Raw genomic sequence first — 21,626 nt, forward strand, 5'->3', positions numbered from 1 at the left:
GCTCTGTCGACAGGGTTTCTAGGATCAGATGACTTGGAAGACAAACTGCGTAGGCGTGGCGACATTGCTTGAGTTTCCCGGCTTAAGACTGGAGGGATTTCGTATCCATATCTACAAGACTGGTTCTGGCGAGAAATCAATCATGCCTATTTTGTTACTTTATGTAACTACGCCTGCCTTACCAGAGCAATACCACCCGCCAACTCTTGCACCCGTATGCCGGACATGGCGCGCAGCATATCCAGGGCCAAATCCATATCGCTGATGGACAAGCTCAAGTACACCGGGCGGCTCTTCAAACTATCGCTGTAAATCACGATTTTTCCGGGCCGATAGCGGTTCAATTCTTCCACTACATCGGCCAGAGGCTGACCTTCAAAAGCCAGATAACCACGTCGCCAGGAACTGACCTGGTCCAGGTTAGGGCGCTGCACCGCGTGGATGCGCTCATAGTCGTAAACCGTTTGCTGGCCCGCCTGCAAAGTGACGGTTTGATTCGCCTGCACCTGGACCTGCCCTTGCAGGCAGGTCACCGTTACGTTCTTCCCCGTGTAGCGCACGTTGAACTGCGCCTGTTGCGCTTGCATGCGCCCTGGCCCAGCCTGAACGTGGAGGTGGCTGGCCGCTCCATCCAGCACCCGGATTTCGACTTCACCTTCAACAAGCTCAATGCCTGCCCCCTGGGCAGTATCACGACGGTTGATGCAAGTTTGCGTGTTCATCTGAATGGCAACGGCCTGCCCCAGTTGAATCTCACGCTGCTCGCCCACCCCTGTTCGAAAATCCGCTGTCAGTTCCGTGAACGATGGCCACAAGCCCCAGGGCGGATGTACCACTCCCACCACCGCCAGGGCCGAGGCTGCAAAAGCTCCCCCCATGAAGGCGCGCCGGGCCGTAAATACGGGTGGGGCAGCGGGAGCTTTCCATTCCGGCAACAAGTCTCTGGCGGCCTGCAAACCCGGCGTTACCGTGTCCATCGTTACCGTCAGCTCCTGCCAGGCCACACGATGTTCGGGACTTTGCTCCAGCCATTGCTGAAAGCTCTGCGCATCGGACTGCCGGGCACTGCCCGAATGCAGCCGCACCCACCATTGATTGGCTTGGGTACGCACGGCGTCAGACGGGAAGGAGGAAGAAGGACTCATGGGGCAAAACTTAAGCGTCGGTAAGGCTGTCGGAGACGCTGACACCCACAGCATCATTGAATTGTTCCGCGCAACGCAGTCGCAAATAGTCCAGCGCGCGCATCATTTCCTTGTTCACCAGGGAAACCGAAATATTGTACTGTTTGGCGATCTGGGCATAGGTCAGACCATCCACCCGCGAAGCCATCAAAATCGTGCGCTGACGAATCGGCATGTCCTGCAGCACAGCCAGCAATTGCGCCGTCGTGATGCGCGCCCAGGCACAACGCTGGGTATCGTAGGTGTCATCGGCAATATGGCTCAAGGCGTCCAGATCCATGGCAGTCAACAAGCTGTTGCGCTGTTTGTAGGAATCAATGGCGATATGGGTGGCCATGCGCAGCAAGTAGGCTTCGTCATTGTTCACCGATACTCCGTTGCCTACCCCCCCTATCCGTATCCAGGTTTCCTGCAAGGCATCCGCCGCATCTTCACGCGAACCTATCGTGCGCTCCAGCCGCCGACGCAAATGCGTGTAACGGGCGATCAGACTTTGGCGCAAACGACTACGCAGAGCTTCGGACATGATCTACTTCCCGGCCTGCACAGGGCAGTCGTCACGCACATGGCCCGAAACGGGGGCCAGCAACAGGACCAAGGGTTGCGGCAGACTGGCATCCGGGGCCACGCCCATTGCCAGTGAGTCCAGCACCTGACTGATCGCCTGATCGCGGCTGGCCTGCCCGGTCGAGCCCAACAGGTGCACGCGTTCCACCTGCCCCTGCGGGTTCAGCCACAGCTGCATGGCCAGCCGGTACACGCCGGGACGGGTCTGGGGCGATCGGCACAAGGCATTACGCACAGTCTGCTGGACTCGGGTGACATAGGCACTGTAATCATGGGCGCCATCACGCACGCCCGAGATGTGATTCAGATTCAAGGGGCGCTGGCCGGTGGCCACTTTGCCCGGCCTGCTATCGGGCAAGCGGATCACAATCGAGCGGTTATCCACGTAATAGGCTTGCAAACCCGAACCATGCAGCAAGGAGGACAAGGCTTGCTTGCGCGTCATTTCGCCGCGCACGGCTGGCATGGGTCGCTGCGGATCGGCACCGTCCAGCAGCACAGAGAGATCAGAACGTTGACCATACGCTTTCAGGGCCTGAGCCAAAGGCTGAGCCGCAATGTCGAAAGACAAACGTTCGGAAGAATTTAGCAGGGTGTCAGCATCAGACCGGGCAACTGCGAGACTTGCACAGGCAAATAACAAGAAAGCGCCGAGTAACACCGCCACACTGATCGCCACCTGAGTCATGGTCATGCGCACGTTAATAGGTCTAGCCGCGGCGTCGGACAGTGAAACGAAAAGGGGTGAGGCGAGGCGATTGTAGAAGTCCCCAATGACAACATAGTGACAGTTCCCGCCCGCTTTACGTGCCAAGCCACCTTAGCGCAGCACCAGCCAGGGCGTAGCGCCCTGCAGGTGTTCACGCATCTGTTCCAGGCTGCGCTCCAGCGCCTGAGCATCCTGGCGGTACAGATGAATCAAGGAAATCAGCGGCGAGCGGGTATCAATCAAATATTGATTCGCCCCGTTCAAGGCAGGCACACACAGCACAGGCCGATCAGCCAGCAAGCGCCAGCGCAAGGTCAGGTCGCGCGTTTCTTTCAGGTTGAAATGCCAGTGGCGCGAGACCTGCGCACGGCGTATCAAATTCTGGCTGACACCGACTGAGTGCAGGGCCTGGTGGCTGGGGATCAGGTCTGGATGAGGCAGGCAGTGGCGCAATAAATACGCGCACACTGCCGCCAGAGGGGAGGCATGGTAGATGGCGATAGAAGAAGTTTTGGCACTGAACCACGGCGTGGCTTCATGCTGCTTTTCCCAATGCGTACTGCTGATCCGCCACAATCGCATGCCATTCTCCTTCACCCGCCCTGCCCCTGGGCCTGCTGCCTGCTGCCTGCTGCCTGCTGCCTGCTGCCTGCAACATTTTTCCCGGTACAAACAGCCAGCATCACCCCCAGGGTTCAAGACTATGGGGTCTGCTGCAACAACTGACTCAACACCTTGCCATCCACGCTTACCGTATCGGCATCCAGCATGCCAGCCACATAGGCCTGCGTTGCTTCCTGCTGTCGCTGACGACGCAAGGCATCACGTAGCGCCGGCTTCACTTCCTCCAGCGAACGCACGCTAGCCGGGCGCAGATCAGTCAACTGCAGAATATGCACACCATCGGCCTGCACAATCGGATCACTCAGCTGGCCCGGTTCCAGCTTGGCAACCGTGGCACGCATGGCTGGCACCAACTGGCTAATCGGTAAAAAGCCATTGTCGCCACCCCGCTCGGCACTGATTTTCTCGTCCGAATGCTCTTTGGCCAGCGCCGCAAAATCCGCCTTGCCTTCGCGCATTTGCTTGACCCAGGCATCGGCCCGTTTCTTCGCTTGCGCCAAAGCCTGTTCGTCCTTGTCCGGCACGCTTAAAAAGATCTGGCTCAAGCGATACATGGCCGGCAACTGGAACTGATCCTGATTGGCCTGATAAGCCGTTTGCAGATCCTGCTCGGACGGGTAATCCGCTGCAGGTTCAGACACGGATTGCAGATAGCTGCGCAGGATCACCTGATTCTGCGCTTCTTCAATGGCACTGCGTATTTCGGCCTTCTTGTCCCATTCCTGAGCCTTGGCCTGCTCTACCACGGCTTTCTCGGCCAAGCGGCTGCGCAGCCACTGCTCCAGCACCACGCGATCATTACGCATGGCTTCACGCTGGGCTGCGGGCAAAACCTGCAGGAACTGCTGTAGCTCGTCCTGGCTGACCACCACCTGTCCCAGCGTGGCGACCGCCGGCGTCGCAGCACTGCTTTTTGCCGTCGATGCCGGAGCGCTGCTTTGTTGCCCGGCAGCTTGCGGCTGCTGGGCTTGAGCATCGCCATTTTTCCCACAACCCACCAACAGGGCCGACAGGCTCAGAGCCAGCACACTTTGCAGCAGAAATTTGGGGTGTGTCATCGTGCTCACCTGATTCAAGCTTGTGCCGCTTCAGTTTGTTCAGCGTCGACAGGCGCAGTAGTCTCTTGGGCTACTTCTGGCTGAACAGTAACCGCTTCACCCTTGTCGGCACTCTGGGCTTCATTATTGGCCGCCGCATGCTGACGCAAAAACAGCAGGAATTCCTGCAACAAGCGGTCCCACAATTCAGCGGTAGCTTGCAGGTAGCTTGGTGCAACGCCACCGGCCACGATAACGTCCATTTCCAGCACCAGAAACTCGCCTTGTACCGCTAGGCGAGCAAAACGCTTGCCAATATTCCAGGCCGATTCGATACCGGCAGGCATCTCGCCTTGAACGCGCAAAGCGCAGCTCAAGGTGTAATCCAGTGCCTGGTCCGCCTCATGCGCAGGATTACCCAGGCGCAGCGCAAAACCAATGCCTTGCGAAGCCGACAAGAGCTGGCGATTCCCAGCCTGCTCGGACTCGGTCACGCGATAGCCCATCTGTTGCAACAACTCCTGCAATTGCTTCAAGGAGACGGATTGGATGGTTTGGGAGTCAGTCATACATATTCCTTGTGGGTATCAATCAATAAGGCTCAGGGCGCGACAGGCGGCTGTTCCGACGACGTGGCACCGGGCGTGTACAGGCCGTCGTAAAGCTTGTCGCCCAGCGCCTGCGCGTGCTCGTCGAACTTCACGCGTGCAGAGCCGGCCAGCGGTTGTCGGATCTTGAGCAAGTCGCCCGTGCTGAACTGCTCATACGCCGCCAGGATTTCTTTCCCGGCTGCATACAATTCCTTGTTTTTTGCCGTGCACAGTCCCAGTTCCTCTTCGCGCTGGGCCAGACTGGACGCCAGGCTGGCACGCTGCGTTTCAGTGGCACGAGCTTGCACCTGCAAGGTTTCAAACTCGTTACGCGCACGGCCTAATTGCGATTGCGCTGCCGCCACTTGCTGACGCGCAGAGGTCTTGATGCCCTCCTGCTCGTCTTGCAAGCTTTGCGCCTGCTTGCTGGCCTTGTCCAAACGGGCCTTCAGTTGCTCGACCTCCTTGCGGGCCGCATCACGTTCGGTTTCTGCAGCCGTCTTAGCGGCCGTCAACTGCGCTTGCTGGCTTTGCAACTGCTGCAATTGCTGCGTGCTGGAGCGCAACTGCGTGCGCAGCCGCTCCTCCATATCCGATTTTTGTGCCATGGCTGGGCCAGCCCATTGGCCCAGGCCCGCCAGCAGCAGCGCGCCCAGCGTCATGAGAAAAGGCTTGCGCCCACTTGGCTGCACACACGGCTTCCAGGATGAGTTCAATATCTTCATGGCTTAGAACCTGGCGTTAAGTTCAAGCTGGATGATGTCGATAGACAGCGGTGCGCCATAGACTTCCTTGGAGCTGCTCCAGCGCAGATGGCCGGTTACGTTCTTCTCGAAGGCATAACCTGCACCCAGGAAGTAGCCACGTGCATTGGTGCCACCCAAGTGGAAGGAAGAATCGTTATAGCCATCGGGCATGGCATCCGGTTCGATGTACTTGTAGCCCGCAAAAGCCAGCCAATCACCCTTGTCCTTCAAGCCCAGGCTGCTGCCCAAGGTCGCTTGAACCATCCAGGCATTGCCGCCGCTTTCGATACCAGTCGGGTTACCGGAGGCATCGTAAGTACCGTTGGAGGCGATGTTGTGCAGACCACCAGCACGATCCGCCATCTTGTTGCTGTCGTAAGCCAGGTTACGCACGTAATTACCGGCCAAACGCAGGTTCAAGCCATTCATGACTTCGGTATCCCAGCGCATGTTCACGTCCAGCAAGTTGAACTTGGAGGCCAGGCCCACGTATTGCCATTCGTTCCAGTTCTTGGGATCTGCCGACCACTGACGGATGTCACGCAAGAGGAAGACGGTATTGCCCTTTTGCATGAAGGCCGGACGCGACCAGTCTGTGTCACACACATCGCTGGACGAGTACAAAGTACACGCGCTGGAGCGCTGGCCGGCGATATTGTCAAAGTGGTAGTACGCTACGCTGCCGCGCAGATTGTTGCGCTGGTTGATCTTCCATTCGGCACCGATCTGCGCACCCAGCAGCCATTTGTTTTCGCTGGAGCCTTCGGACAGGCTGTTGCGATCCCATGGCGTGTTGGCGTATTCCAGCGCATAGGCACCCAGATTGCCAAAGACGGTCACTGGACGATCCGACATCGCGTGCTTGAAGGCAGCAGAAATCCCATCGACATTCAAGTCAGACGACCACAGCAGATCCGTGGAATCAAAGGGGCTGGAGGCACGGCCCGCCACAATGGTGGCCCAATCGGCAGGACGGTAAGACAAGTAGGCCTGATCCAGCCACAGGTGCTTCTTGCCCATGCCGTTGCCCAACGTATCGGAAGTGGACACCGGATTGTCATCGCTGCCCGTGGCCAGGCGGATACCGGCCTCCCAACGCTCGGACAGCGTCGCTTTCACACCCAGACGAGCACGGATACGCCACAGGTTGCGGCGGTCCTGGCGACTGTTCAGATAAGGAATCTTCAAACCATAGGGCTTGTTTTCGACCACGGTAGGAATGGGGCCGTTGTCGTTCCACTTCGCAAAGTTGATCAACTCGTTACTGTTCGCGCCATCCATCAGGCGCGACTCGTTACGCACGCGTACATCGCCTTCAACCGTGATGCGCGACACCCAGTCCGGGAAGGTGTTGGGCTGGGCCCAGTTCTCGGCCTTGGCTTGCGACATCACTTCATTCTTCACTTCTTCGCGGATCTGCTCACGCACCGTCTCCGGGATGTACGTGACACGCACATCACCTGGCCGGGCCTGGGCGGCACCTGCTGCACCAATATCGGCTTTACGAGCCTGGGCCGCTTCCGCCTCGGCCTGAGCCACCAGGGCATCGGCCTGAGCCTGGGGCAAGACGCCTTGCTGCACCAGCAGACGAATCAGGTTAACGGTGGCGTTCTGGGATGGCGCCTGAGCCAGCACAGGGCCAGCGGTGCAGGTCAAGGCCAGCGCCACCGCGCAAGCCAGCCGACTAGGATGGGTTTTCATGAAAAGCGCACTCCAAATCATTCGGTCAAAAAAGGCAGACAATCAACTGGGCCTACGACCCGTTACCTGGGCTCGGATAGGCATGCTTACCGACGCCGGTGGCCGCTCGCTCAAGCGCCCGACTTCACGCAAGGCAGCTACCAAGGCCTCATCAATCTCGGTATCGCCCGAGGACTGCGCCAGGGCGACACGGGTAATGGACCCGTCTTCGGTCAACCACAACTGCACCTGAACGCGGTAGACCAAGTTGCGGGTGCGGCTGTCCTCACGCAGGATTTTTTGCAGCGCATAGGCCAAGTACTGGCTATAGGTGGCATTGCCTGCACGGCCACCGCCACTGCCGCCCATGCCTCGTCCCTGTCCGGCACTGATGTTGAAACTGTCAGTACCGGCCTGGGCGTCGCTGTCCATCTGCATCGGGTCTGACAAATCGTCCGATGGCGTAGGTGGCGCTTCATCCTGCGGTTGGGGCTCTTCAACCGGCGTAGGCTCGGGTTCAGGCTCCGGCTCGACCACTTCCTCTTCTTTGGGCTCTTCAGGCTCCGGTGGCGGCTCGGGTTCGGGCGGCGGAGGAGGCGGTGGCGGCAAAGGAATCAACATGGGCTCTTTGGGCACCTGGCGCTTGATCCCTGCCATGTCGTTGGCCCATTTCCAGACCCACCAGCCCAGCAGCGCCACCAGCACCACAACCAGCCCCCTGATGGCCAGCCGACGCCAGCGTGCGCGTTGGTTGGCTTGCGGTTTGGATGAGTTTGGCAACATCGTTAGAACACCAATTAACTTACTGAGGTTTGCCGGTCACCAGACCGACCTGGGACAGTTCCAAGCGCCGCAACACATCCAGCACTTCCACCACTTTCTGGTACTGCACAATGCTGTCGCCGCGCACAATGACCGGGAAATCCGGGTTCAGGGCTTTCTCGGTACGCAAGCGGTCTTCCAGCTCGGGCAGGGTCACCGGATAGGCATCCAGAAACACCTGGCCCGCTTCGTTCACGGAGATGGCTTTGGTTTTGGGTTGAACCAGGGACACGGTGGAACTGGCCTTGGGCAAATTCACCTGAATGCCGGAAATTTGTGCGGTGGCGGTCAGGATGAACATGACCAGCACCACCATCAGCACATCAACCAGCGGGGTAATGTTGATGCCGTCAACGGCTGCGCCGTCATCATCGTCGTCTCGTAGGGCTGCCATGTCCGTTCCTTATGCCGAGCCAGCAGCCTGGGTATTGGCCAGATCAAGGTCAGCGCCTTGAGCCAATGCCGCCTCATGCTTGTCGTGTTTGGTTTTGCCGGGCGCGCTGTTCTGGCCATGAATTTCAGCCAGGCGAGTCACAAACTCGTCCACAAACACACGCATATCCGCGCTGACGTCTTTATTGCGGCCAATCAGGCGGTTGTAGCCAAACAGGGCCGGAATCGCGACGAACAGACCCATTGCAGTCGCCAGCAAGGCAGCAGCCATACCGGGAGCAATTGCATTGATGTTCACATCACCCGCCATCGCGGTTCCCAGGAACACCACCATGATCCCCAGCACCGTGCCAAGCAGACCGATGTAAGGGCCACCGGCAATCGCGTTGGACAAAATGCCCAGACGTGCACCCAGTGCCTGATTTTCTTGTGTGCGAACACCGTCCATGGAAGCGCGGATGGCTTCGATGGTGTTGGGAGACAAGGCCTTCATGCCCTGGGCCTGACGGTTGTGCAGCTCTTTCACCCCCATGCGGTACAGACGCCACAAAGAGGAATGGGCAAAGTTCTGTTCGGCCTTGGCGTCGGTCTGTACCGCATCCAGCTTGCCGCCGGACTCACCAAATGCAGCACGGAACTGACGGTTGGCTTCTTGCACACGGCCCACCTGACGGCTCTTGCGGTACATGATGACCCAGGACTGGAACATCATGAAGACCAGCACAGCGATCACAATCCAGGCGTCCATCGGGACAGCTTTCAACAGAAAGCCCAGAGCACCAAAACCGAAGCCGGACTGCTCTTCATCCGCACCGTACGCAATCAGGCGAGACTCGGCTCCTTGTGCCAGGGCATCGGCGTAGATCAGGGCAGCAGGTCGAGCAATCTTGGACAAGCGCAGCTCGTCGATCGCGCCAACAAAGGGAGCATAGTTAGCGACTGGAGCGGCGACAGGCGCTGTGGCCTCGGCACCGGCAGAGGCAGCGACACCGGGCGTGGCCCCGTCAGCTACTTCAGCCGCCACAGGAGCAGGCGCGGCCAGCAAGGTGCCGGGGACATCACCACCCAAAGCGGCAACCGTGTTCAGTGGTGGCAGGCTGGCATTCAGGGAAGCCGTGGCACGGCCCTGGACGTACAGAATCACTTGGCTGCCATCGGCTGTCACGGCCAGGTGCTGCCAGGTGCTGGGCGACAAGGGGGCACCGGCAGGACTGCGTTGGCCATTGATCTCAACAAAGGGCACGCCCTGGTCCAGACCGATCAGAAAGCTGTTGGCACCATCACGACGGGCATAGACCAATTGCTGGCCTTGGGGCTGATCTGCACGCACCCAGGCGCTGAACGAAAAAGCACCGGTTGCTGGCACGGCCAGGGAAGGACTGGCAGGCAGCATCAAGGGCGCTGTACCCACAAACTGGGCGGCACGTCCGGACACGCCGTCAATCACGCCCGCTGGGGCTGTTTGAGCGTGGTTGGTGTACGCCGTACTGTCACGCGAAGGTGCACCAGCAGCGCCATCAAAATGATAGACCAGGGTGTAGTTGGGATCGAAGGTAATCTGGCCATTGGAAGCCACCGGGGCTTTCTCGTTGCCGTAGTACATCCAGATATCCTGCTTCTGGCTGGCCATCACCTCAGGAATATCCACCCAGATCAGCGCCATGCCCATCAAGGGGTCAAAGCTCTCGATCTGGTGGTTCAGCACGGTCTGATCATCACCGGACACAAAGCGCAGGTCCGAGCCATTTTCATTGGTGCCATCAAAGGAAAAATTGCCAGTATGCAGACGCACCAGCAAGGGGGTGCGACCTACGTTTTCGCTGATGGCCGCGCCTTCAGGCGTAGTATCAACAGAGATTTGCTTGCGGTACTGCCAGTCAGGCTGCCACCAGGCCTGCGCCACGGCGGGCAGCCAGCCCACCATCATGGCAAGCATCAAAAGAAGAAGGCGTTTCATGATCGAATTACTCCGGGAACAAAATCAGGCAGATTGTTCTGGCTAAGGGGGTCAGAAGGAGGCGCGCAGGCTGAAGTGCACACGCGGATCGTGTCGTTCGGTGTTGACGCCTTGCGTCAGGGGATAAGCCCAGTCGGCATGCAGGGACAGCCAGTCAAACATTTGCAGACGCGTACCGATGCCCACACTGGCCAGATGAAAGCTGGACTCCTGCTCAGGCAAGGGGTCACGCAAGCGCAAACGCGCAACGTCGCTGAAGGCGTAGAAGCGCCACTCGTTAACCGAGGGGCCAATCCAGCGGGCCAGCGAGGGGGTGCGCAGTTCGACGCTGGCCATCCAGCCATCGTCTGCACTGCGCTCAGCGGCCAGATAACCGCGCACGCTGGTCGCGCCACCGGCCGAAAACTGTTCGTTGGAAACCAGAGCACCTGAACCAATCTGAAAGCCCACTCGGCCATAGGCCTGCCAGTCTTTGGCAAAAGTTTCGGTGTGGTTCAGATCGCCCTTGAACACCATGAAACTGGGGCTGGCCATCCAGCGCTTGTAGTCGAACTCTTCCCACTCGCTGTTCAGGCCAAACAGGCTGCGGCTGGCGCCCGTCAAGGTCAGGCCGACACTGGTTTGCGAGTCTTCGGTATAGCGGTAGCCGTTGTAGGCCAACGTGAAGGGCAGATACGTCAGCGGCACGCGGTCACTGGTCTCACCAAAACGGGTTTGCTCTTCAAAATCCTTGTAGTCCATGCCAATCGAGGCGGTGTGATACCAGGAGCCGGACTGCGGAAAGGTGTAGGTGGCATGAATGCCGTAAGACTGGCCCTTGCCCAGCACATTGGTACCGCCAACAGTCGAGACGTCGCTGTCAGACTTGTAGCCAGAGAACGCCAGGCTCCAGCGCGGGGACAAAGGCATGGTGTAGGCCGCCGACCAGACCTTGGCATCCTGCATATCACGCGGAGCTGTGAAGTAGGTCAGGGAGAAGGTATGGCCGCTTTGCCAAAGATTGTCGTGGCCAAGAGTGACCATGCCGCGCAGCTTGCTGGTGTCGGCGCTGTAATCATTGTTCAAGCCCACACTGGCACTCCAGGGGCTTTTGTCGTCAACGCGCAGATCCACGTCCATGGTGCCGGGCACACGCCCCTCTTTCACCATCGGCATGACCTGACGACTGGCGCCGCGATTGAGCTCCGCCAGTTCCGCCTGCGCCTTGCTGAAATCCGGCACCTGACCTTCTTGCAAGGACGGCACGCCGTCACGAATGGCCAGCGGCGAATAGTGTTCAGCACCGACCACGCGCACACGGCCTACCTTGGTTTCCGTGACCTGGAAAAACACCACGCCATCGGCCACCGCCTGCTCGGGCAAGTCCACGTAAACCGACTGATAGCCCTGCGCGTTATAGACTTCCTGCAAGGCGTCGCGCGCTTTTTCAATATCCTCAAGGCTGCGTTCGGGGCCTAAAAAGGGGTAGACCGCTTTTTCAATGCTGCGGGCATCCAGCACGGTATTGCCACGCACAATGTATTCATTGATGTTGACCTTGCCCTGAGCCTGCGCAAAGGCACTATGAGGCAGCAACAAAGCCAGCGCCATCACTGGCGCAGCACAAAAGGGGTGGCCCCTCCACCCGGACAAACGGACGTTGCGCCCTGAAATTTCTGCTGGCATCACGATGCTTCCGATCCTCAATCTGATGAGCGCTGTTTCGGTGTGCCCCTGCTGGGACGACACGCCGCGCGACTCGTTGACATCTAGACGCAGCAGAAATCGAAAACTTTCGTTTGTAACAAAAACTTCATAATTCTTTCTGGGCGGCGGGGGCCAACCAAGCGGACTCGTCCCCAACGGCGCGATGTGCCTGCCCCCATGACAGCGGCAAAATACGCCGCCTTTGTCATGAAAACTTCACCCAGAAAAGAGAAAGCTTGCGCTAGGGTGTGTGGAACCCGAACGCCGTTATGGTGTGACTTCTTTTTATTGGCACCACCCTATGCGCCCTCTCCTTTTCTTCTTATTGTTTTTGGTTCAGGCAGGCAGCATGGCACAGGAAAACGCGCAGATTGAAGGCGCAAAAAGGCCCCCGTCCGATGTGTCTCCCGGCTGTGTCAGTGTAGTAGTGGATGGACAGGCGGCCCTGTCCTACGATTGCTTGAGCCAGCAAATGCAGCCCAAAGCAGGCCCAACACCCGGGGCGCCAGGAATAGGGTCTGAAGCCATCATCCAGAAAGGCCCGAATGCAATGGGTTTGGTCAATCCGGCAACAAGCAGCAATCGCATGGGCTCGAACTTCGGGACCTCGGCTTATCCGCAACGACCGCCACGGCCATCAGCGCCCTCGCCTTTTGCGCCGCCGAATCCCTGAGAAAGCAGCCGGCCTCAAGCAAACCTGTTTGAATATAGAAAAGCCCCACACAAATCGGTCCCGTGTCCGATTTGTGTGGGGCTTTTGCCAGCGCTTACCGACTCCAGCCCCTCAGGTAAAAACACCTGGGGTGATGTGTTTTTTCTAACTGCGCTGATACTGCAAGCAGCGCCCCTTGTAAGACACCTCCTTGCCTTCGGGCATCAAAATGGGACGATCGCGCAAGCAGACCTGTCGTACCAGCTCAAAACCGTAGCGCGACATTTCCTGAGTAAATTTGTTGCGATGCCCCCGGTCCGGGTCTACCACCCAGACTTCGGCCTGTTTCTTCGCGCGCTGGTCTACCAGTTGGGCTAATTGGGCGGGCGTATTCCCTTCATACAACAGGTCACTGCCCACGATCAGGTCATAACGCTGCCGGGCGGGTTTCAGCCCCAAAGAAGCCAATAAATCAGGGCAAGATTGCTCCCCCCACTGGGCATGGACATACGGCAGATCGGACAAGCCATTCAAAGCCTGATTCAGCTTCAGGAAATGCGGCACCATGGGATGGCAATCGCTGGCGTGGATTTGCGCGCCACGTTTATGCATCACCAGACTGGTCAGGCCCAATCCGCAGCCCAGTTCCAGAATGCTTTCATCCGCACGAATGGGGCGGTTTTTCAGTTTGCGCGCCAGCTGGATGCTGGACGGCCATACCAGGCCAAACAAGGGCCAGACAGCCGGGCCTATGCCCAGAGACTGTGCATGTCCCAACGGGTCAGCATATTGCATGTGATCGACCAAGGAACGAATACGTAACGATTCTCTGGGCGAGATTCGTATATGCTGGAGACGGGTTTTTAACTTGGCGGGCGTGGATGAGGTCGAGCCATATAAGTCTGACATAGACTGATGATCGTCCATATCCACACAAAAAGCGAATTTTGGCTTAATTTGCTGTGGTTTAAACTATAGATAGCCGAATTTAAACGAATTTTCGCCCAACACCATTGATAAGGACCGCTATTGTTCAAAGACCTGATTAAAGACCTTGACGACCATTCCATCGTGGAACCTGACATTTTTCTGGACGTACCCTTCGTCCCCAGCGACGACCGCGTCATCGACACCATGCTGCAACTGGCTCAAACCGGGCGCAAGGACGTCTTGTATGACCTGGGCTGTGGCGATGGGCGCATTGTCATTGCGGCCGCCAAAAAATACCACTGCACCAGCATAGGCGTCGAACTGGACCCGCTGCGCGTTGCCGATGCCATGGAGCAAGCCGGCCATGCCGGCGTGGAGTATCTGGTGGACTTTGTGGAAGAGGATCTGTTTACCGCAGACTTCAGCCAGGCCACCATCGTGACGCTGTACTTGATGGACACCATCAATGCCATCCTGCGCCCACGCTTGTTGCAGGAGCTGCGACCCGGTGCGCGCATTGTGTCGCACGCCTTTGATATGGGAGACTGGGAAGCCGACGAGATCCTGCATGTAGGCGGCATCAAAATCTACAAATGGATTGTGCCCGCGCAGGTGGCAGGCGAATGGGAATGGGAAGGTCTGGACGGGACGGACTATCGCTTGCAGCTCAAGCAGCGGTATCAGGATGTCAGCGGGAAAATCTGGATGAATGGCAAACCCGCTCTGCTGACTGATCTTTATCTGTCCGGCGATTGTCTGGAACTAAGCGCACAGGCCGACGAGTCCTCGCCCGTAATCAGCTCCCATCTGTACTTCGACCACCAGGAGCTGCTGTCCGTGGAAGAGGTGGAAGCAGAGTACTGATTCCGGCTGGCCTTTTTCTTCATACTGTATCGCTTTGGCACGAAGTCAGGGCAACGGCTTGGAACTGGCATCTAATCGTCAAAATATTTTTCAGCATGACGGAATCCAAGACACAGCTTGTCGACACGTTCGGAACCACCAGCGTACCGCCCACGGTTGATCTCTTTTCCGAGCCGACTTTACTGACAAAGAGAAACGTCTCTTAACTGTATGGCGCGGCTGCAATGCTAGGCTGATCTAACCTTCTGTTTTATTTCAGCAAAGGAATCAGCCTTATGCGTTTTTCTTCCTTCAAAGCGCGATGCGCAATGGTCTTGGCCACCGCAGGCGCCACCCTTGCTTTATCCGCCCCCTCGCTGGCCGATGTCATCATTCCCATGAATATGGCTACCGAAAGCGGTGCTGGCGAACAGATCGGCCAGGTTAGCGTCCGTCAGACAGAGCATGGTTTGGTTTTCACGCCAGACCTGAAAAACCTGAAACCCGGTGTACATGGCTTCCATGTGCATGAGAACGCCAGCTGCGCCCCCAGCGAAAAAGACGGCAAGGTAACGCCTGCCGGAGCAGCGGGCGGCCACCTGGATCCTGCAAAAACCGGCAAGCACGGCTTCCCATGGGGCAACGGCCACTTGGGCGACCTGCCCGCCCTGTATGTACAGGCTGACGGTACCGCCAGCACACCCGTTCTGGCCCCACGCCTGAAGTCCTTGGATCAGATCAAGGGCCGCTCCCTGATGATTCACGAAGGCGGTGACAACCACTCCGACCACCCCGCGCCCCTGGGCGGCGGTGGCGGACGCTTTGCTTGCGGGGTGATTAAGTAAGCAGTCTTAACTCTTCAACCTTCTCAAGGAGATGCCATGAACGAAACAATTGAATCTTCCTTTGAACATCTGCAAGAGATTATCAAGGACATCCGCTTTGCGATGTTCGTCACCCATGCGGCCAATGGCGAACTTCATGCCTGGCCCATGACAACCCAGAAGGCAAAAATGGGGTCGACCCAAGAGGACTATGAGCATGACAAGCTATGGTTCTTCATGTCGCGCAGCAGTGACCCGGTCAGTAATCTGACCGCCAATCCGCATGTGAACGTCAGCTATGCCGATCCTAAAAGCGACACCTATGTGTCGGTGTCCGGTATGGCCCGCGTGGTCGACTCCATGAACCAGAAAGAACGCTTCTGGAACACCATGACTGAAGCCTGGTTTGCCGAGGGTATTACCGACCCCGATCTGGCGCTGGTGTGCGTGCATATTGATAGTGCGGAGTACTGGAGCGTGCGCGAAGGCAAGCTGGCACAAGCCGGAAAAATGCTGAAAGCCACCCTGATGGGCGAGCGCCTGACCGAGATCGGCGAGCATGGCAAAGTCACGCCAGGCCGCTAACCCTCTGCCGCAAGCCACCCTTTCTTGATGCAAAAAAAAAGCCCGGTCAGACACCGGGCTTTTTTCATCAGGCTGATACGAACAGCCCTCAACTCAGTTTCAAGTGGCGGGCAAGACGGGTATATAAAGGTCCGGTCAACACCAACACGCAAACCATGCGCGCCACCTGAAAGGAGGTCACCATCGGCGCTCCCAGTTGCAGCACTTTGGCGGTAATCGCCATCTCTGCAATGCCGCCTGGGCTGACGCCAAGCACCAACGTGGGATAGGCAATATCGGAAAGCCTATACAGGCCATAGGCGAAGGCAAACGCCAAGCACAGATTGATCAGGTTACTGATGGCAGCTACCCCCAAATACCTGGGAGCACGACGGAAAAAGTCCGGCCCGAACTTGTCGCCCAGAGCCCAGCCAATGCACAGCTGCCCCAAGTTGGAAATTTGTATCGGCAGGCCCGACAAAATAATGTCGTTATACGTAAGAATGGCCACCACCAACAAAGGGCCTAGCACCCAAGGGTTGGGCAAACGCAAGATTTGAAAGAGGAAGCCGGCCACACTGCTTAACAGCACCAGCAGAGCCAGGCCAGGAAGGTTCAAAAAATCAGGCCGTACGACAGCTCCCGCCTGCTCCCCCGAAAAGCCCAAAGCCTCGAACGCGAAGGGAATAATCACTACGACCATCAGCACCCGCAAACCATGTGCAGAGGCGACCAGATCCGGACGTGCGCCATAACGCTCCGCCAGCCCCGTCATCTCGCTGGCTCCTCCTACTGCACTGGCAAACCAGGCAGTACGCAGATCCGTACCGGCATAACGGGTCAGCATGAATGTACCTATGCAGCACAAGACCAGCGCAAACACCATGCCCATCACTATAAACAGAGCATTACTGCCAATCAGATGCACCATGGCCGGAGTGAAATACAGCCCCAGGGATGTCCCAATAACCCATTGACCTGCGTTGCGCGCCAGCGGCATGCAGGCCCCCGGACTGCCTGCCATTTTGGTAGCTGCCGTCAAGATCAGGGCACCCAACATCCAGGGCAAAGGCATACTTAGCCAACTGGCCACCAGGGCACCAAGCAGGGCTACCCCAAAACCCAGGGCAATTCGAAACCAGATAGCCATAACAAAAACAACAAGGCCAGGCCGCAGCCTGGCACTTTCTCCGGATAAAAGCCCCACCGAAGCGGTGGGGTCTCCCTATTTATGTCTCGTCGTGCAGTTGCTTGCGCCCTGCAATACGACGCAGCACGATCGGACCTACACTAACCAAAACGGCCGCGATCCACAAGGCAATTGAAACTTTGCTCTCGAACAGAATACCGATTTCACCGTTCGTGATGGACAGCGCGCGACGCAGATTCTGCTCCATCATATTGCCCAGAACCACTCCCAGCACCATCGGTGCCATGGGCACGTTCATCTTGCGCAGGAAGTAGCCCAGAACGCCGATACCAACGACCAGCAGCAGATCAAAGCTCGTGCCATTGATGGCATAGACCCCGATATAGCTGATCGCCAAAATACCAGGCACCAACAGGCGCGGAGGAATAGCCAGCATGGAGGCAAAGACCCGCACCATGGGCACGTTCATCAAGAACAGCATGACGTTGGCGACCATCAAGGAGGCGATCAAGCCCCACACAATCTGTGGCTGCGACTCAAACAGTACCGGCCCCGGCGTGATGTTGTACAGCGTCAGGGCACCCATCATGACCGCCGTTGTTCCAGAGCCTGGCACGCCCAGTGTCAGCATGGGAATAAAGGAGCCGGTTGCAGCACTGTTATTGGCCGCCTCTGGCGCAGCCAGGCCACGCATATCGCCCTGGCCAAACATGGCATTGGGATCTTTGCCTTCGATATATTTTTTCTCATTGGCGTAGGCTACTGCAGAGGCCACACTGGCCCCGGCACCGGGCAGGATACCGATGAAAAAACCCATCACGCCACCACGCACGGTGCTCCACCAGGTCATGCCCAGCTCTTTCAGGTTAAAGAGCTTGCGCTTGCTTTTAGGTACTTCGATCGACACGCCACCCAACAGGTTTTCCAGCATCTGCAACATCTCTGCCACAGCAAACAAACCAATCACGACAACAACAAAATCAATGCCATCAGCCAGGTTCGGAATATCAAAGCTGTACCGATATACCCCCGAGTTGGCGTCCACTCCCACCGTAGAAATGAACAGGCCCAGCATGGCGGCCAGGATACCTTTGACTGGCTCATCCCCCAACAAACTGGTCAGCGCACAAAAGGCAAACACCATCAGCACAAAATACTCGGCCGGGCCAAAGGCAACCGCCCAGCCCGCCAGCATGGGAGCCAGCAGCACAATGCCGCAGATGGCAATGGTGGACCCGATGAACGAGGAAAAAGCCGACAAGGACAAAGCCACGCTGGCCAAACCTTTGCGCGCCAGCGGATAACCATCCAGCGTCGTCATGACCGCTGCCGCTTCACCGGGCACATTGATCAGAATGGAGGTAATACGACCACCATACTCCGCACCCACATACACAGCAGCCAGCAGGATCAGAGCAGACTCCGGGGGCAGCTTCATGGCAAAGGCAATGGGCACAAGCATGGCTACACCATTAATCGGCCCCAGCCCAGGCAACACGCCCACAATGGTGCCGATAAAAGCGCCAATCGCGGCGACCAGCAGATTCTGGGCAGAAAAAGCAACACCAAAGCCTACGCTCAAATAATCAAGAATCGAGCTCATAACCACTCTCCCAGGATGCCGTAGGGCAGAACCACATCCAGGCCCAAATCAAATAGCAGAAACAGCCCCACTCCCATCGCCAGCCCGCCAATCAGGGCCTGCTTCCAGCTACCGCCAAACAGACGGCCTACCAAAGTAGCCATCAGCGTGGTGGCAATGATGAAACCCAGCCACTGAAACAGCCAGGCATAGGCCGCCAGATAAGCCACCATCATCAAGATGCGGCCATTGGCTCCATTGGGGTTGGCAGGCACAGTACCACCACCTTTGATAGTCAGGCGCAGCCCGCATAAAGCAATGATCAAGGCCAGCAATAAGGGAAAGGCCTTGGGCCCAACAGGTTCATAGGAAAATGGGGGCTCTAGGTCGTAGCCAAAAGCGGTGATCAAGGCAGCGAGCACCAGCGCGCCCACGCCTAGTACGCGATCATTCAGCGTCATGATTGGAATCTCCGGATTCACCCGCCATGGACGACGGGGCAGACAGGCGGCACTCCCGGCACAAACTGGCCGGGAGTACCGTAAAAACTTACTTCTTGATCAGGCCAAACGAGTCAGCCAATTCTCGATACTGAAGTACTTGTTGTTTTACGTAAGCATCCAGTTCCTGGCCGCTCATATTGAAGGGAAACAGGCCCTGCTGAGTTTGCATGCGAGCAAACTCGGGCGTTTTCATCAGCTGCTCGAACGCCTGAACCCACCACTGATATTGCTCGTCAGAGACTTTGGGGCCCACATAAAAGCCGCGAATAATAGGCCACTCAATATCAAAGCCCTGCTCTTTGGCCGTGGGAATCTCGGCCAGTGCACCGTCCAGTCGCTTGTCGTTAAAGACAGCCAGAATACGAATAGGCGCCCCACCCTCCAGCATGGTGTGAGCTTCGGCTGCATCGCCCATATAGGCCTGAATATGACCACCGCGCAGGGCCGTCATCGCCTCGCCACCGCCCTCAAAGGCAACAAAGCGCATTTTGCGGAAATCCACATCTGCGGCACGGGCCGTCAGCGCAGCCTTCATCCAGTCCTGCCCACCCACGGAACCACCCGCGCCCAGAACAATCTTGGTCGGGTCGGCCTTGAAGGCCTCCATCAGGGATTTCAGGTCCTGATAAGGCGAGTCCGCACGCACAATGGTCACGCCATAATCACTGCCAATCGACGCCAGCCAGCGCACGTCCTCTACCGAATATTTGCCAAATTTGCCCTGTGCCAGATTCAGCAGGGAGCCACCCGAGAAAGCAGCAATCGCATTGCCGTCGCCCGGACGCTGCGCCACGATATGGTTATAGGCCACCGCCCCTACACCGCCGGGCATATAGACGGTGCGCATGGGATTTTCCAGCAGCTTGGTTTCCAGAAAACCGTTCACGGCCACACGACAGGTCAGGTCAAACCCGCCGCCTGGCTGTGCTGGAGCAATACACTCAGGCTTGGAGGGTTGCTGAGCCTGTACGCCACTCAGGCTGCTCAAGCCCAGAATACTGCTGGCCAGTAGCACCCGTAGTTTCATGTGGATAGTCATTGATTCGCCTCCAGGAGGATCTTAGTCGTTGTAATGGATGCGACCTTACCGGAGAGAAGCTTTCGCCTACCTTTCAATTTCGCCAAAAAACACGATTTTCAAGGGTATACCCTGAAAATCCAATCAGTGTTCAAGCGAATCAAACTCCAAACGCACGATCAAACCACGCTGCTGCGGTCCTGTCCGCAAGCTCATGCGGGCGCCATGAATCTGTGCAATAGCCTGTACGATCGCCAGCCCCAAACCGGAGCCCTGCAAGGCCTTCCCCGCCTCGCCGCGCCTGAAACGATGGCCTGCCTTGGCCATATCATCAGCACTCATACCCGGACCATCGTCTTCAACCTGAATGCTGCACACCGGCCCTTCCTTGCGCACCGTTACCGTAATGCATGCAGCACGTGGGCAGTACTTGATGGCATTGCTGACCATATTGCTTAAAGCCTGTTGCAAGAGCCAAGCCTCCCCGGCTACCAGAACAGGGGGGGAGGGCGCGTCCAGGCCCAGGTCCTGACGCTTGGACCTCGCCAGGCTCCAGAGCTCATCCACCACCAGCCCGGCTTGCTGGCACAAGTCGACTGTGCCCAAGGCCGCGCGGGTGCGTAGCTGGTCAGCAGCATCGCGAACCCTGGACAAGGCCACCATTTGATGCGTCATCTGAGCCGTGTTGTTCAAGCGTAATTGAATTGCCTCCAGCACCTCCTTCATCTCATCGGTCTTGGCCAGAGACAGGGCAAAATCCACCTGGGTCAGCAAAACAGCCAAGGGGGTTTTCAACTGGTGCGAGGCATCGTCCAGAAACTGCTGTTGCTCGCGTGATTTGCGTGCATAACGATCCATATGCAAATTGATGGTCTGTACCAAAGGCCGGACCTCTCGCGGCAGGCTGGCCTCGCTGATCGGCTCCAGGTTGTCGGGGGAACGATGCCGTACCTCGGCGCTCAACTTGCGCAAAGGGCGTAGCGCCAGCAAGGTGCCAACCAGAATCAGAATAATGAAAAGGCTGAGCACCGCCACGTCCTGAATCAGATTCTGGATAATGACTTTGCGTATGAAAGCATGGCGCTCGCTCAGGTTTTCACCTGCCTGAATCAGGATTCGGCTGTCTTGATAAGTCTGCAGGCGCCCATCCGATTCCAGCGCCACTGCCGCGATGCGCAAGGGCTCTCCCAAATATTCAGCGTCATAAAAAACGGGCTGATTACTGAGCAGACGCCGCGCTGGAAGCGGCATACCGGTAAAGCCAATTTCCGACAAACCGTCTTCAGTGGCCACTCTGAAATACACCTGACTGCTGATGGTGTACTCCATGAACTCCATCATGTAGTAAGACTGCTCCATCGCCAGCCCGCCACTGATGGTCAAGACATTGGACGACATGGATTTCAAGGCACCGGCCAAAGCCCGGTCAAACGCGGCGTTGACCTGATCTTTCAAGGTCATGCTGGAAACAAACAGGGACACGCCCGAGGTCAGCAAGGCCGCAGGAATCAGCATGAACAACAAAGTACGACGCAAACTGCTTAAGGCCATATTTGCCCCCAATA

22 protein-coding genes are annotated in these 21,626 nt (G+C 57.5%); 4 read left to right on the plus strand and 18 right to left on the minus strand.

Annotated features, from left to right (window positions below):
• Positions 1-167 precede the first annotated feature (167 nt).
• The 12 genes from WFM49_RS11950 to WFM49_RS12005 form a co-directional block, all read right to left on the minus strand.
• On the minus strand, positions 168-1,145 hold the full coding sequence (locus WFM49_RS11950) for a FecR family protein (protein WP_336973416.1): 978 nt from the start codon (positions 1,143-1,145) through the stop codon (positions 168-170).
• Positions 1,146-1,155: 10 nt separating this feature from the next.
• Entirely contained in the window at positions 1,156-1,710 is a 555-nt protein-coding gene (locus WFM49_RS11955) for an RNA polymerase sigma factor (protein ID WP_009461859.1), read from the minus strand.
• Positions 1,711-1,713: 3 nt separating this feature from the next.
• Positions 1,714-2,322 (minus strand): STN domain-containing protein, encoded by a 609-nt coding sequence (locus tag WFM49_RS11960; RefSeq protein WP_269509040.1) that lies wholly within the window; start codon positions 2,320-2,322, stop codon positions 1,714-1,716.
• A gap of 249 nt (positions 2,323-2,571) precedes the next feature.
• Complete coding sequence (locus WFM49_RS11965; RefSeq protein ID WP_250756209.1) at positions 2,572-3,042, minus strand: hypothetical protein; 471 nt, start codon at positions 3,040-3,042, stop codon at positions 2,572-2,574.
• Between the two features lie 119 nt (positions 3,043-3,161).
• Positions 3,162-4,142: a peptidylprolyl isomerase gene (locus tag WFM49_RS11970; protein WP_336973420.1), complete on the minus strand. Its 981-nt coding sequence runs from the start codon at positions 4,140-4,142 to the stop codon at positions 3,162-3,164.
• 14 nt (positions 4,143-4,156) lie between these two features.
• Entirely contained in the window at positions 4,157-4,690 is a 534-nt protein-coding gene (locus WFM49_RS11975) for a YbjN domain-containing protein (protein WP_021447202.1), read from the minus strand.
• 32 nt (positions 4,691-4,722) lie between these two features.
• Positions 4,723-5,373 carry a hypothetical protein gene (locus WFM49_RS11980; RefSeq protein WP_021447203.1) on the minus strand — a complete coding sequence of 217 codons (651 nt, stop codon included), beginning with the start codon at positions 5,371-5,373 and terminating at the stop codon, positions 4,723-4,725.
• Between the two features lie 66 nt (positions 5,374-5,439).
• Positions 5,440-7,158 carry a putative porin gene (locus WFM49_RS11985; protein ID WP_115634480.1) on the minus strand — a complete coding sequence of 573 codons (1,719 nt, stop codon included), beginning with the start codon at positions 7,156-7,158 and terminating at the stop codon, positions 5,440-5,442.
• Positions 7,159-7,200: 42 nt separating this feature from the next.
• A complete protein-coding gene (locus WFM49_RS11990; RefSeq protein WP_021447204.1) occupies positions 7,201-7,920 on the minus strand; it encodes a TonB family protein in 720 nt (239 codons plus the stop codon).
• A gap of 19 nt (positions 7,921-7,939) precedes the next feature.
• Positions 7,940-8,353, minus strand: coding sequence for an ExbD/TolR family protein (locus WFM49_RS11995; protein WP_009461843.1), 414 nt, complete (start codon positions 8,351-8,353; stop codon positions 7,940-7,942).
• A gap of 9 nt (positions 8,354-8,362) precedes the next feature.
• On the minus strand, positions 8,363-10,309 hold the full coding sequence (locus WFM49_RS12000) for a DUF2341 domain-containing protein (RefSeq protein WP_336973423.1): 1,947 nt from the start codon (positions 10,307-10,309) through the stop codon (positions 8,363-8,365).
• 51 nt (positions 10,310-10,360) lie between these two features.
• On the minus strand, positions 10,361-11,899 hold the full coding sequence (locus WFM49_RS12005; RefSeq protein WP_021447205.1) for a ShlB/FhaC/HecB family hemolysin secretion/activation protein: 1,539 nt from the start codon (positions 11,897-11,899) through the stop codon (positions 10,361-10,363).
• Between the two features lie 445 nt (positions 11,900-12,344).
• Between WFM49_RS12005 and WFM49_RS12010 the strand changes: the two genes are divergently transcribed.
• On the plus strand, positions 12,345-12,668 hold the full coding sequence (locus tag WFM49_RS12010) for a hypothetical protein (protein WP_128831723.1): 324 nt from the start codon (positions 12,345-12,347) through the stop codon (positions 12,666-12,668).
• Between the two features lie 144 nt (positions 12,669-12,812).
• On the opposite strand, the gene WFM49_RS12015 is transcribed toward WFM49_RS12010, so the two are convergent.
• Positions 12,813-13,442 carry a class I SAM-dependent methyltransferase gene (locus WFM49_RS12015; protein ID WP_021447206.1) on the minus strand — a complete coding sequence of 210 codons (630 nt, stop codon included), beginning with the start codon at positions 13,440-13,442 and terminating at the stop codon, positions 12,813-12,815.
• Between the two features lie 234 nt (positions 13,443-13,676).
• On the opposite strand from WFM49_RS12015, the gene WFM49_RS12020 reads away from it, so the two are divergent.
• The 3 genes from WFM49_RS12020 to WFM49_RS12030 all read left to right on the plus strand — a co-directional run bounded on the left by WFM49_RS12020 (position 13,677) and on the right by WFM49_RS12030 (position 15,829).
• On the plus strand, positions 13,677-14,441 hold the full coding sequence (locus WFM49_RS12020; RefSeq protein ID WP_336973425.1) for a class I SAM-dependent methyltransferase: 765 nt from the start codon (positions 13,677-13,679) through the stop codon (positions 14,439-14,441).
• 275 nt (positions 14,442-14,716) lie between these two features.
• Positions 14,717-15,265: a superoxide dismutase family protein gene (gene sodC, locus WFM49_RS12025; protein ID WP_009463437.1), complete on the plus strand. Its 549-nt coding sequence runs from the start codon at positions 14,717-14,719 to the stop codon at positions 15,263-15,265.
• A gap of 36 nt (positions 15,266-15,301) precedes the next feature.
• Positions 15,302-15,829 (plus strand): pyridoxamine 5'-phosphate oxidase family protein, encoded by a 528-nt coding sequence (locus WFM49_RS12030; protein ID WP_026483698.1) that lies wholly within the window; start codon positions 15,302-15,304, stop codon positions 15,827-15,829.
• A gap of 88 nt (positions 15,830-15,917) precedes the next feature.
• On the opposite strand, the gene WFM49_RS12035 is transcribed toward WFM49_RS12030, so the two are convergent.
• From WFM49_RS12035 to WFM49_RS12055, 5 genes are all read right to left on the minus strand, one after another.
• Entirely contained in the window at positions 15,918-16,958 is a 1,041-nt protein-coding gene (locus tag WFM49_RS12035; protein WP_021447207.1) for an AbrB family transcriptional regulator, read from the minus strand.
• A 79-nt stretch (positions 16,959-17,037) separates the two neighbouring features.
• Positions 17,038-18,561, minus strand: coding sequence for a tripartite tricarboxylate transporter permease (locus WFM49_RS12040; RefSeq protein WP_009463441.1), 1,524 nt, complete (start codon positions 18,559-18,561; stop codon positions 17,038-17,040).
• Entirely contained in the window at positions 18,558-18,995 is a 438-nt protein-coding gene (locus tag WFM49_RS12045; protein ID WP_031232925.1) for a tripartite tricarboxylate transporter TctB family protein, read from the minus strand. Before WFM49_RS12045 ends, WFM49_RS12040 begins: the two co-directional genes overlap by 4 nt.
• A 94-nt stretch (positions 18,996-19,089) precedes the next feature.
• A complete protein-coding gene (locus tag WFM49_RS12050; protein ID WP_021447208.1) occupies positions 19,090-20,082 on the minus strand; it encodes a Bug family tripartite tricarboxylate transporter substrate binding protein in 993 nt (330 codons plus the stop codon).
• 123 nt (positions 20,083-20,205) lie between these two features.
• Positions 20,206-21,612, minus strand: a complete 1,407-nt coding sequence (locus WFM49_RS12055) for a sensor histidine kinase (RefSeq protein WP_336973431.1) — start codon at positions 21,610-21,612, stop codon at positions 20,206-20,208.
• Between the last annotated feature and the right edge of the window lie 14 nt (positions 21,613-21,626).

This window comes from Alcaligenes sp. PF14 (assembly GCF_037150615.1).
In the GTDB taxonomy this organism is placed as follows: Bacteria; Pseudomonadota; Gammaproteobacteria; order Burkholderiales; family Burkholderiaceae_B; genus Alcaligenes; species Alcaligenes phenolicus.

Excerpts from the sequence above, each read along its gene's own strand:
- WFM49_RS11950 (WP_336973416.1), bottom strand. The coding sequence starts at position 1,145 with ATGAGTCCTTCTTCCTCCTTCCCGTCTGACGCCGTGCGTACCCAAGCC.
- WFM49_RS11955 (WP_009461859.1), bottom strand. The coding sequence starts at position 1,710 with ATGTCCGAAGCTCTGCGTAGTCGTTTGCGCCAAAGTCTGATCGCCCGT.
- WFM49_RS11965 (WP_250756209.1), bottom strand. The coding sequence starts at position 3,042 with ATGCGATTGTGGCGGATCAGCAGTACGCATTGGGAAAAGCAGCATGAA.
- WFM49_RS11970 (WP_336973420.1), bottom strand. The coding sequence starts at position 4,142 with ATGACACACCCCAAATTTCTGCTGCAAAGTGTGCTGGCTCTGAGCCTG.
- WFM49_RS11975 (WP_021447202.1), bottom strand. The coding sequence starts at position 4,690 with ATGACTGACTCCCAAACCATCCAATCCGTCTCCTTGAAGCAATTGCAG.
- WFM49_RS11980 (WP_021447203.1), bottom strand. The coding sequence starts at position 5,373 with ATGACGCTGGGCGCGCTGCTGCTGGCGGGCCTGGGCCAATGGGCTGGC.
- WFM49_RS11985 (WP_115634480.1), bottom strand. The coding sequence starts at position 7,158 with ATGAAAACCCATCCTAGTCGGCTGGCTTGCGCGGTGGCGCTGGCCTTG.
- WFM49_RS11990 (WP_021447204.1), bottom strand. The coding sequence starts at position 7,920 with ATGTTGCCAAACTCATCCAAACCGCAAGCCAACCAACGCGCACGCTGG.
- WFM49_RS11995 (WP_009461843.1), bottom strand. The coding sequence starts at position 8,353 with ATGGCAGCCCTACGAGACGACGATGATGACGGCGCAGCCGTTGACGGC.
- WFM49_RS12000 (WP_336973423.1), bottom strand. The coding sequence starts at position 10,309 with ATGAAACGCCTTCTTCTTTTGATGCTTGCCATGATGGTGGGCTGGCTG.
- WFM49_RS12005 (WP_021447205.1), bottom strand. The coding sequence starts at position 11,899 with ATGGCGCTGGCTTTGTTGCTGCCTCATAGTGCCTTTGCGCAGGCTCAG.
- WFM49_RS12010 (WP_128831723.1), top strand. The coding sequence starts at position 12,345 with ATGGCACAGGAAAACGCGCAGATTGAAGGCGCAAAAAGGCCCCCGTCC.
- WFM49_RS12015 (WP_021447206.1), bottom strand. The coding sequence starts at position 13,442 with ATGCAATATGCTGACCCGTTGGGACATGCACAGTCTCTGGGCATAGGC.
- sodC (WP_009463437.1), top strand. The coding sequence starts at position 14,717 with ATGCGTTTTTCTTCCTTCAAAGCGCGATGCGCAATGGTCTTGGCCACC.
- WFM49_RS12030 (WP_026483698.1), top strand. The coding sequence starts at position 15,302 with ATGAACGAAACAATTGAATCTTCCTTTGAACATCTGCAAGAGATTATC.
- WFM49_RS12035 (WP_021447207.1), bottom strand. The coding sequence starts at position 16,958 with ATGGCTATCTGGTTTCGAATTGCCCTGGGTTTTGGGGTAGCCCTGCTT.
- WFM49_RS12040 (WP_009463441.1), bottom strand. The coding sequence starts at position 18,561 with ATGAGCTCGATTCTTGATTATTTGAGCGTAGGCTTTGGTGTTGCTTTT.
- WFM49_RS12050 (WP_021447208.1), bottom strand. The coding sequence starts at position 20,082 with ATGACTATCCACATGAAACTACGGGTGCTACTGGCCAGCAGTATTCTG.
- WFM49_RS12055 (WP_336973431.1), bottom strand. The coding sequence starts at position 21,612 with ATGGCCTTAAGCAGTTTGCGTCGTACTTTGTTGTTCATGCTGATTCCT.